The sequence below is a fragment of the bacterium genome, assembly GCA_018814885.1.
In the GTDB taxonomy this organism is placed as follows: domain Bacteria; phylum Krumholzibacteriota; class Krumholzibacteriia; order LZORAL124-64-63; family LZORAL124-64-63; genus JAHIYU01.
The window spans coordinates 31,923-43,288 of sequence record JAHIYU010000098.1 but is presented as its reverse complement, the minus strand read 5'-3'; the positions used below and the strand labels follow the sequence as shown (position 1 = coordinate 43,288).

8 protein-coding genes are annotated in these 11,366 nt (G+C 65.1%); all 8 read left to right on the top strand.

The window, feature by feature from the left end:
- Positions 1–203 precede the first annotated feature (203 nt).
- On the top strand, positions 204–392 hold the full coding sequence (locus KJ554_06220) for a hypothetical protein (GenBank protein MBU0741927.1): 189 nt from the start codon (positions 204–206) through the stop codon (positions 390–392).
- 386 nt (positions 393–778) lie between these two features.
- The gene (locus KJ554_06215) at positions 779–2,467 is read left to right on the top strand and encodes an ATP-binding protein (protein MBU0741926.1); all 1,689 of its coding nucleotides are present in this window, start codon (positions 779–781) and stop codon (positions 2,465–2,467) included.
- Between the two features lie 42 nt (positions 2,468–2,509).
- Positions 2,510–3,061 (top strand): CBS domain-containing protein, encoded by a 552-nt coding sequence (locus KJ554_06210; GenBank protein ID MBU0741925.1) that lies wholly within the window; start codon positions 2,510–2,512, stop codon positions 3,059–3,061.
- A 73-nt stretch (positions 3,062–3,134) separates the two neighbouring features.
- The gene (locus KJ554_06205; GenBank protein MBU0741924.1) at positions 3,135–5,168 is read left to right on the top strand and encodes an anion permease; all 2,034 of its coding nucleotides are present in this window, start codon (positions 3,135–3,137) and stop codon (positions 5,166–5,168) included.
- Between the two features lie 84 nt (positions 5,169–5,252).
- Positions 5,253–5,741, top strand: a complete 489-nt coding sequence (locus KJ554_06200; protein MBU0741923.1) for a response regulator — start codon at positions 5,253–5,255, stop codon at positions 5,739–5,741.
- Between the two features lie 305 nt (positions 5,742–6,046).
- Entirely contained in the window at positions 6,047–8,308 is a 2,262-nt protein-coding gene (locus KJ554_06195; protein ID MBU0741922.1) for an STAS domain-containing protein, read from the top strand.
- 70 nt (positions 8,309–8,378) lie between these two features.
- Complete coding sequence (locus KJ554_06190) at positions 8,379–9,608, top strand: response regulator (protein MBU0741921.1); 1,230 nt, start codon at positions 8,379–8,381, stop codon at positions 9,606–9,608.
- A gap of 4 nt (positions 9,609–9,612) precedes the next feature.
- A complete protein-coding gene (locus tag KJ554_06185) occupies positions 9,613–11,364 on the top strand; it encodes a two-component sensor histidine kinase (protein ID MBU0741920.1) in 1,752 nt (583 codons plus the stop codon).
- The last annotated feature ends 2 nt before the right edge of the window (positions 11,365–11,366 follow it).

Sequence of the window (11,366 nt, the reverse complement as noted above, 5' to 3'; positions counted from 1 at the left end):
TTCTTCTGGACCTGGCGGCCCCATCTGGGCTATCTTCTTCCCCATGGCGTGTCCTCTCCTTTCAAAGAGATTTGAAAACGTCAATGGGGAGGATACGCCACCTCTTTTGATCAGGTCATCCACAACTTTCGGTTATAACTCGCCCTGGCGCTGATGGGGGGGGCTTCAAGTCGATCTACCTGGCCCTCGGCGGATACGAGTCCATGGCCATGATCGACGTCGTCTTCGTGCCGCTCATGGTGTTGGTGCACATCATCGAACCGGAGGGCGGGCAAGCCGACGTGCCGGAGGCGATCGAGATGTTCTTCTTCCTGGTCGGGGTTCCCGCGGGACTGCTCGTCGCCTGGTGGCGCGAGGGGGAGCCGGAGACGGTGGAAGTCTATGCCGGCTAGGGAGAGACTGGCGTTCTCGGCAATGGGGCTCCATTGCTCCGCCTATGCACCACGTGTAGCTACGACGCGCGTGGAGGGCTTTGCCGAGCCGCAGGACCATCGATCCGATATCGCGGTCCACATCACCGGGGATACTCGTCTCGTAAAATCTTCATCAATCGCCCAGCGGAGGCTGGCTTTCGCCTTTTACCTCCATTAGTATTGATCGCGGTGTGATTCTGATGCCGCGCCGGTCATTGCCGGCGCCGGCTGCCGAACAGGCAGTCAGGCTCTATGTCGCTGTTTCATGGGTTGTCCCGGCAGCGGTGCCGATCGCGCGCGGACGTTAGCACGCCGCGCCGGATCGCGACCGGTCGCTATTGCACATGATTCAGGGGAGAGGGCGCATGCCCCGTCTCTTCCGCAAGGACGCCGACGGTCAGGCCGCGGAGATTGTGGGAGACCGCTCACGTCACGGCGAGTTGATGCGCCGGACCATCTTCAAGCTGATCCTGATTTACCTGCTCCCTTTCGTACTGCTCACCTGCTATTTCCATTTGCAATCCCTGCGCGTGCAGGATGAAGCCCGCAGGCAGCAACTGCAGTCGATGGCCGAGTACCAGTCCCACATGCTGGATCTGTTCCTGCGGGAGCGGGCAGTCAACCTCGCCAACCTGATCCAGAATCCGAAGCTGGAGGTCAACCCTTCTCGCGCCTCGCTGGATGCATATCTGCGGGATCTGCGCCTCGCCTCCGACAGCTTCGTGGATGTGGGCGTGTTCGACGGCGAGGGTGTCCAGGTCGGTTACGCCGGTCCTTTCCCCGAACTGGAGAAGCGGGACTACCATGAGGAGGCCTGGTTCCGCGAACTTCGTGAGACGGGCGAGCGCTACGTGATCACGGACATCTACCTCGGTTTCAGGCAGAAGCCTCACTTCACCATCGCCTACCGCCGGGAGGTATCGGGCGCGTTCCTGGCCATGCGGGCCACCCTGGATCCCGAGCAGATCTACGCGTTCATCACCTCCCTGGAGGGTGCGCGACAGGTGCACACCTCCATCGTGAATCGGGGCGGCACCTACCAGATGGTGACGCCGGGCGTCGGCACCCCCCTGGCCGAATCGGCCATCGTGCCCCCGGTGGAGCCAGCGGTGGGATTCCAAGAGGTGCGGGCCAGAGAGAAAACGGTGTATTACGGCTACGCCTGGCTTTCGGAGGCGCGCTGGGCTCTGATCGCCCAGTCCGCGGTGCGGCCGCCGAGCCGTCTCGTCCTGGGTGGTGACTACCGTATCGCAGCCATCTCACTGCTCATCATCCTGCTCATCCTCGTGGCCACCATCGTCCGGGCGGGTATGCGCGTGCGGATCGAGGAGGAGCGGGACCAGACCAAGGCGCAGCTGGAACAGGCCGCCAAGCTGGCGTCGGTGGGCGAACTGGCCGGGGGCGTCGCGCACGAGATCAACAACCCGCTGGCCATCATCAGCGAGGAGGCGGGTCTCATGCAGGATCTCATGGATCCGGCCTTCGGCCAGAACGTGGGCTGGGAGGATCTGCGGCCGCGCCTGGAAACGATCCAGGATGCCGTCTATCGCTGCCGCGATATCACGCGCAAGCTGCTCGGCTTCGTGCGCCGGGCGGACATCAGCCTGGCCCGTCACGACGTGCGGACCCTGATCGACGAGGTGGTGGACGGTTTCCTGGGCCGCGAGATGACACTCGCGAATATCCGGCTGGAACGGCTCTACGCGGACGACCTTCCCGCCATCGTCTCCGACGGGAACCAGCTCAAGCAGGTGATCCTGAACCTGGTGAACAACGCCGTCGATGCCATTGCTGGCGCAGGGGTCGTGACCATCGCGGCCCGGGCGGAGAACAGTTCGGTGACGATCGCCGTGAAAGACACCGGCTGCGGCATGACGAAGGCCCAACTGGAAAAGGTCTTCCTGCCGTTCTTCACCACCAAGGAAGTCGGCAAGGGCACCGGACTCGGCTTGTCGGTCAGCTACGGGATCATCAAGGGTCTCGGCGGCAGGATCTCGGTGCAGAGCGAGCCGGGCAGGGGCAGCACGTTCACCATCTCGCTGCCCCTGAACTGAACGGGCTCCCGGCTCGCCGCCGTCGACCAGGAGGAGTAACGCATGGACGGGAAACGTGTCGGGGATCTGATGCTGCCGCTGGATGAATATGCCGTGGTGAGCGAGAGCGCCTCGCTCCGCGACGCGCTGGACGCCCTCGAACGGGCCCAGACCCGGCTCGCACCGGGCCGGTCCCACCCTCGCGCCGTCCTGGTGCGCGGCCGGGACGGGAACATCGTCGGCAAGCTGGGAATGCACGGTTTCCTGAAGGCGCTCGAGCCCAAGTATGCCGTGCTGGGCGACGTGGAACGACTGTCCCAGGCGGGGTTGAACGAGGTGTTCGTCAACTCGGTCATGGAGAACTACCGGTTCTGGCAGGACAACATAGACGATGTCTGCCGGAGGGCTCATACCGTCAAGGTGGGGCAGGTGATGCGTCCGGTGGAGTCCAGCATCGACGAGAACCGCTCACTGACCGAGGCGATCCACCTGTTCGTCATGTGGCAGACCCAGTCGCTCCCGGTGACCCGCGACGGCAGGGTGGTCGGCGTCCTGCGTCTGTCCGACCTGTTCAGGGAGATCTCGCAGTTCGTGACCTCGCGGGAATGCGGCTGACGGGCGAATCGTGGCGCGCAGGCATACGACGGCGCCCGTCGTGAACGGTCCCCGAACTCCGGAGGCTGAGCGGATGTCGAAACTCCTCATCGTGGACGACGAGACGCGTTTTCGCGAGACCCTGTCCCAGCGCCTCAATATGCGCGGTTTCACCAACGAGGCCGTCGGCGACGGCATCGCGGCGGTCCAGGCCGTGCGCGGCGATCCCGAGATCGATGTCGTGATCCTGGACCGCAAGATGCCCGGGCCCAGCGGCGAGCAGGTCCTGCGCGACATACGGCAATACCGGCCCGAGATCCGCGTCATCTTCCTGACCGGTCACGGAGATTTGGACTCGGCCATGGAGGTGGGCAAGCTCGAGGCCTACGCCTATCTGGAGAAGCCCTGCGATCTGGACCGCCTGGTGGCGACGATCGGAGACGCACGGGCGGACGTGGTGCATGCCAGGGCGCGCCATGAGATCCCCAATGTGGAGAAGGGATCCCTGCTCAAATGGCTGATCGGGTCCCAGAACAGCCGGCCCGGTGTGATCCTGCTGGGGGTCCTGCTGTTTGCAGGGATCACGCTGATGCCAGCGCCGCAGCGGATGGTCCAGCTCCTGTCGGCGCCGAAGGCCGACGCGGCAGCCGACATCCACCTGGGTTACGCCTATTACCGGGACCTGGCGCCCGGCGAGACCATATCCGCGTACTATGCCGATCACTACAAGGTGGGAGATAAGGTTCGCGGGAACGGGACCAGCCGCTCCGCGTACCGGATGGATGTGATCCAGGCGGCGCGCCGGGCTCAGGTGATGCTCGCCACGCTCGTCGTGGCGGCGCTGTTCTGGGCCAGCGGTGCGGTGCCGATCGGGATCACGGCCCTCTTCGTGGGTGTGGCCATGTATTTCCTGGGCGTGCTGCGGCCCGACGACGTGGCCAAGGCCTACGCCAAGGATGCGGTCATCTTCATCTTCGGCGTCCTGGCCATGGCTCGTGCGATCAACCGGACCGGACTCGACCGCCGCATCGGTCTGCTGCTGCTGGGGCCGGCGAAGTCGTTGCCGCGCTACATGTTCATCTTTCTGCCGCTCTTCGGCATGGCATGTTCGTTCCTTTCCGAGCACGCCCTCGTGGCGTTCCTGGTGCCGATGCTCATGATGGTCTACGCCACCTCGACCCAGGAAGCGGGTGTGCGCAAGGACCCCGCGCTGGCGGTGATGCTGATCTTGTCACTCAACTTCGCCGCCAACTGCGGGGGACCCGGCTCGCCGGCGGCCGGCGGCCGCAACGCGATCATGATCGGCATCCTCGCGGACTACGGCGTGGCCCCGACGTTCGGGCAGTGGGTGCAGTACGGCCTGCCGTTCGTCCCGGTCATGGGCTTGGTCATCGCCGCCTACTTCTACCTGTCGCTGCGCGGACGCATCAAGACGCGCGCGTTGAACATCTCGTCGATCGTGCACCGCGCATCCGACAAGATCGGTCCCATGAACAGCAAGGAATACATCACGGCGGCCGTCCTGGTCGGCCTGATCGCGCTGTGGGTCACCTGCAGCGACACCCTGGGCATGGGCGGCCCGGTGATCCTGGCGCTGGTGGTGCTGAACGTGCTGCGCATCATGCGCTGGCAGGACGTCGCCTCGATCCACTGGGAGGTGGTGGCGCTCTACGCCAGCGCCTGCGCCCTGGGCAAGGGATTGGCCGTGACGGGGGCGGCTCTTTACATCGCCGACGGCTTCATCGGCCTGCTGCCGGACTTCCTGACCACCGGGGAAGGGCTGGCCATTTCGGCGGCCGTCTTCACGGGGCTGACCACCAATTTCATGAGCGACGGCGCCACGGTCTCGGCCATCGGGCCCATCACCGTCCCCATGAGCATCATCAGCGATGCGCATCCCTGGATGGTAGGCCTGGCGACGGCCTTCGCATCCTCCTTCGCGCACATGCTGGTGATCGGCACCCCCAACAACGCCATCGTATATGCTCTGGCCAAAGACCCGATCACCGGAGAACAGCTGGTCACCCTCAAGGACTTCATGAAGCACGGTATAGTCGTGCTGCTGCTCTGTTTCGTCGTGCTGATATTCTGGGTCATCAGGGGCTACTGGCGTTGGATCGGTTTTTGAGGCAGGATCGAAGCGGCATCGAGCATGCCGCGCCAAGTTGCGGCAATGGGCAGGCGCCGGTCGCGCGCAGCAAGGAGACTGGACATGGAAAACAGAATCAAGCTCCTGATCGTGGACGATGAGGTCCAGTTCCTGGATTCCATAGCCCAGCGGCTGGAGCTTCGCGGTTTCGACGTCACCAAGGCCAGCCGGGGCGAGGACGCGGTAAAGGCTGCTCGCGAGGACAAGTTCGATCTGGCCATCCTGGACCTCAAGATGCCCGGTATCGACGGCAGGGAACTGCTCCGGATCCTCAAGGACGAGCACAAATTCCTCGAAGTGATCATGTTGACCGGTCACGGCAGCATGGAGTCTGCCGTCGAATGCACCAAGCTGGGTGCCTTCGGCTATCTGCCCAAGCCGTACGAGCTGGAAAATCTGCTCGAGGTGCTCAAGGATGCCTACGAAGCGCGCCTCACGAAGAAGTTCGAGCTGGATCAGGAACGCATTAAACAGTTGCAGGAACTTGCTCTCGGTTCGAGCCCTCTCGGCATTCTGCGCGCCATGCGGGAGTTGGACGACGGGATCAAGTGAACGTGTGTTTCCGTTACGACTGCGGCTTGTCGGCCAGCGTTCGTGTGCCGTCCGTTCCTGTGAATTCACCGGTGTCTTGCTGTAACGCGACGCGATGCGACGCGCGTACCCGCGTGCCGGGTGACGTCGGGCCCGCAGGTTCCTTTTTACGACCGATTCGCTCGCGATGCGCCCCCAATGACACATTGCATAGCCGGCCGGGCTGCTGGTAGGATCGTACATCGTCGCGTTCGTTGGGTTCATGCACGCAACCCATTGTCCGGGAGCGGAGTCTAGCTGCTCGCTCGTCCCGGTAGGAGTCGTCGATGGCGACCGCAAACTCGAATTCGGGTCCCGAGCGGGAACCGGCCGGGCAGTCCCTCCGTGCGAGAGTCTTGCGCCTGCTTCCCTTCCTGAACTGGTTCGAGCGCTATTCGTTGGCGGGGCTGCAGGCCGACTTCGTGGCCGGCTTGACCGTGGCGCTGGTGCTCATCCCGCAGTCGATGGCCTACGCCCAGCTGGCGGACCTGCCGGCCTACTACGGCCTGTACGCGGCCTTCCTGCCGCCGATGCTCGCCGCCATGTTCGGCTCCAGCCATCAGCTCGCCACCGGCCCGGTGGCCATCGTCTCGCTCATGACCGCGACGGCCCTGTCGTCCCTGGCCACGGCCGGCAGCGAGGGCTTCATCGCATACGCCATCCTGCTCGCCTTCCTGGTGGGCGTCTTCCAGTTCCTGCTGGGTGTGCTGCGGCTGGGCATGGTGGTGAACTTCCTGTCCCACCCCGTGGTCAACGGCTTCACCAACGCAGCGGCCATCATCATCGCCACATCTCAGCTGCCCAAGCTCTTCGGAATCGAGGTGGACAAGGCCGAGCATCACTACGAGACGGTCTACCGCACCGTCGAGATCGCCCTGCACAAGGCCCATCTACCCACGCTCGGACTCGGCCTGCTCGCCTTCGTCCTGATGTGGTCCCTCAAGCGGGTCAACCCCAAGATTCCCAACGTGCTGCTGGCCGTCGTCGTCACGACGCTGATCTCCTGGTCCATGGGACTCGAGAACAACCGGCAGATCCCCCTGGACGCGGTGCAGTCCGCGGATTTGCAGCGGCTGGCGCGTGAGTACGACGAGAACCTGGTCCGCATCGACGAGGTGATGGACGCGCGGATCGCGGAGCGCCATAGGCTCAAGGAGGCGCAAAAGACGCACGGCGGCCATTCCCTCGCGGCCATCGAGCTGCGCGCCCAGGTGGCGAGGCTCGAGATCAGGGAGGAGGAGCTGTCCGCCCGCAATCGCGCCTTGCGCGAGCGGCTGCGGGACTTCGATTTCACGGCCGTACGCGGTCCCGGCGGCGACCACGTCTTCTATGCGGCCGGCGAGGCGCCCCCGGACGCGGAGCGGTTGCCCGGCCGCTGGCGCTTGAAGGTGCGCAACAAGTTGCTCGGGCAGGAGCAGCTGACCATGATGGGGGGCGGCCCGGTGGTGGGCGAGATCCCCAGGGGACTCCCGCGCATCGCGCCGCCGCGGTTCGACTTCGGCGTCATGCGCGACCTGTTCCCCATGGCGATCATCATCTCGCTGCTGGGCTTCATGGAAGCGATCTCGATCGCCAAGGCGATGGCGAACAAGACGGGTCAGCGGCTCGATCCCAACCAGGAGCTGATCGGGCAAGGCATCGGCAACATCGTCGGCTCGTTCGCCTCGAGCTACCCCGTGTCGGGCTCGTTCTCGCGCTCCGCGGTCAACATCCAGGCCGGCGCGGTCACCGGGCTCTCCAGCGTGTTCAGCAGCCTGGTCGTCGTCGCCACCCTGATGTTCTTCACGCCGCTGATGTACCATCTGCCCCAGTCCGTGCTGGCGGCCATCATCATGATGGCCGTGAGCGGACTTGTGAACGTGAAGGGATTCGTGCACGCCTGGCAGGCGCAAAAGTACGACGGGATCATCTCGGCCATCAGCTTCGTGTGCACGCTCTACTTCGCGCCGCATCTGGACAGGGGAATCATGATCGGCGTGCTGCTGTCGCTGGGGCTGTACCTGCTGCGGAACATGCGCCCGGCGACCGCGGTCCTGTCGCTGGGGCCCGACGGCCACTACCACAACGCCAGTCGCTGGGGTCTGGAGACCTGCGACCACGTCAGCGTGATCCGCTTCAACGAATCGCTGATCTTCGCCAACGTGAACTTCCTGGAGACCGAGGTGCTGCGCGAGACGTCGCGTCAACCGGCCCTGCGGCACGTGTTGCTGGTCGGCAACGGCATCAACGAGCTCGATTCGTCCGGCGAGGTGATGCTGTCGTTCCTGGTGAGCAAGCTGCGGACGTCGGGGGTCGACATCTCGTTCTCCGGTTTGAACGACCACGTCTTGGACGTCCTCAAGCGGACCAACCTGTACGAGAAGATCGGCGCGGATCATTTCTACCGGAACGTGACCAAGGCGGTGGAGCACATCCACAGCTGCGCTTGCCCGAGCACGGATATCTCCGACTGTCCTCTGTTGCGCGGCCGCGACCGGGAAGACGCCGGGGCCACCGCCGCGGTTCGGGATGGCACCCGGTCCGTGACGCGCACCAAGTCCGACGTGTGACCGCATCCGCCGGGGCGGCATCGAGGGCGGCGGTCCGGGAATGAACAAGCAGGATTGGAGGAACCGGGCCATGGCCATCATCTCCATCTTCAGCGGCGTCTACTGCCACGGCGAAGCGATCGCCGACGCCGTCTGCCGTCGTCTGGGCTGGGACCGCATCGACGACGAGCTGCTCGACCTCGCGTCGGGACGTTCGGGCGTTTCGGCGGACAGGCTGGCGAGCGTCATGTACGGCCCCCCTCCCTTCTTCAACCGCCTTACGCGCGAGCGGGAGAAGAACCTCGCGAGCCTGCGGTGCGCGCTGGCCGAACTCGTGCAGCGCGACGACCTGGTGTGCCATGGTTATGCCGGGCTGCTGCTGCCCCGGCGCATCGCCCACGTGCTGCAGGTCTGCGCGATCGCGAACACCGACTACCGGATCGAGGTGGCGCGCGAAACGGGCGGTCTGTCCCGCGCGGAGGCCCAGAAGGCGATCGTCGAGGAGGATGCCCGGCGCCGCCGTTGGACCCGCTGGATCCTGGACCGGGACCCTTACGCCGGGAACATGTACGATGTCGTGCTGGCCATGCAGGACACGACGGTAGACGCGGCGGTCGACATCGTCGAGGACAGCGTGCACAAGCCGAGCGTGAGGACCACCGACGCCTCCCGCCGGGCCGCCGCTGACTTCCTGCTGGCCGCCCGTGTCCAGCAGGTCCTCGCCGCCAGGGGATACGATGTGGAGGCCGATGCCGCGGACGGGGACGTCGTGATCGGCATCAACAAGCCGGTCATGCGCATGGGCAGCCTGGGCCGGAAGCTGGAGGCCCTCGCCGCCGCGGTGCCGGGCGTGCGCAGTGCGCAGAGCCGGCCGGGATCGCGCTACGTCCCGCCCGGCCTGGTGCCGACGCCCGAGGTCGACCCCCCGTTCCGCACCCTCCTGGTGGACGACGAGCGGGAGTTCGTGCACACCCTCTCGGAGCGGTTGGAGACGCGCAACCTCGTCTCGGACGTCGTGTACGACGGTGAACAGGCCCTGGCGGCCCTGGTGGACGAACCGCCCGAGGTGATGGTGCTGGACCTGAAGATGCCGGGGATCGACGGCATAGAGGTCCTGCGCCGGGTCAAGCGCGATCACCCCGGTATCGAGGTCATCATCCTGACCGGCCACGGCAGCGAGCGGGAGAGAGAGCGTGCCGAAGAGCTCGGCGCCTTCGCCTATCTCCAGAAGCCGGTGGACATCGACGTGCTGGCCGAGACCATGCGGAAGGCCTACCGCAAGGTCGGCCGGGCCGGACGGGGCGGCGGAAAGGACGGTTGACCCGGTGAACGCCAGGGAACAACGGAACGACTTCCGGGACTTCTTCCTGAAGATGGCCTTGCCCTGGAAGCTGCCGGCCCGCAAGAAGGAGAGTCCGGACAAGGACCTCAAACGCTACCGTCGCGTCTGGCGCTACGCCGTCACGCTGACCCTGGTCGTCTCCCTGACCCCCCTGGTCATCATGACCGGCGCCAACTACTTCCTGTTCCGCAGCAACATCAGCGCCGAGATCCGCTACGAGGTCTCCCGCAACGTCACGAACATAGCGCGTTCCCTGGAGTTCACCATCGCGGAACGGACCTCGGCACTGAAACTCCTGGCCAGCGAGGACACGGCCGCGCAACTGAGCAGCAACGCCAGCCTGCGGCGGACCCTGGAGAATCTGAAGCGGTCGTTCGGCGGCTTCGTGGATCTCGGCCTGATCGATTCCCGGGGCAGCCAGCTCTTCTACAACGGCCCCTTCGACCTGGAGGGCGCCGACTACGCCGATCAGGACTGGTTCCACGAGGTCAAGGTGCGCGGCATGCACCTGAGCGACGTCTTCCTGGGCTACCGCCAGTTCCCGCATTTCGGGATCGCCATCCGTCAGAACACCGAGCAGGGCGGTTTCTACGTGCTGCGGGCGACCGCCGACATGGCCCTGCTGACCCAGCACCTGACCATCGCCGATCTCGGCCGCGGCAGCGACGTTTTCCTGATCAACCGCGACGGCGTCCTGCAGACCTCCTCGCTCCTGCACGGCGAGGTGCTCGACCACTGCACCCTGCCCGTGCCGCCCTACGCGCAGGACACACAGGTCGTGGAGGATTACGACGAGAAGGGACAGACGTACATCCTCGGCTACAAGTACATCGACGACACCCCCTTCGTGCTGATGCTGATCAAGCGCCGGGTCGATCCGGTCGGGGAGTGGCTCCGCACCCGCACCGAGCTGTTCTCCTTCCTGGCCGGCAGCTCCATCCTGATCATCATCGTGGTGCTGTGGAGCGCGACCGTGCTCGTCCGCAGGATCCGGGCAGCGGATATCCAGCAGGCCAAGCTGATGCACAGCGCGGAATACACCAACAAGATGGCGACCATCGGCCGGCTAGCGGCCAGCGTGGCCCACGAGATCAACAACCCGCTGGCGATCATCAACGAAAAGGCTGGGCTGCTGAAGGATACTGTCTCGGCCGTCCCGGACTATCCCAACCGCGCGAAGGTGCTCGGTTCGGTCGATTCCATCATCGGCTCGGTCGCGCGCTGCAGCGCCGTGACCCACCGGCTGCTGGGTTTCACGCGGCGCATGGAGCGCCGCGAGGAGCGGATCTGCCTGAGCGACCTGCTGACCAACGTGCTCGGTTTCCTGGGCAAGGAGACCAGCCATCGCAACATCATGGTGGTCCGTGATTTTGCGGCCGACGTGCCGCAGATCCTCAGCGATCGCGGCATGCTGCAGCAGGTCTTCCTCAACATCATCGACAACGCCTTCGCCGTGATCCCCGACCACGGCACGCTCACGCTGAGCCTGCGGTTGGTCCCGGGCGACCGTGTGGAGGTCACGATCGCCGACGATGGGCCGGGCATTCCCGGGGATCAGCTGGAATCGATCTTCGAGCCGTTCTACTCCACCAAGGGGGAGTTCGGCACGGGACTGGGGCTGTCGATCACCTACGACCTGGTACGGAAGCTAGGCGGCAGGATCACGGTGCGGAGCGAGCTGGGCGCCGGCACTGTCTTCACGGTGGTCCTGCCGCGCAAGGCTCCGAGCACATAGGA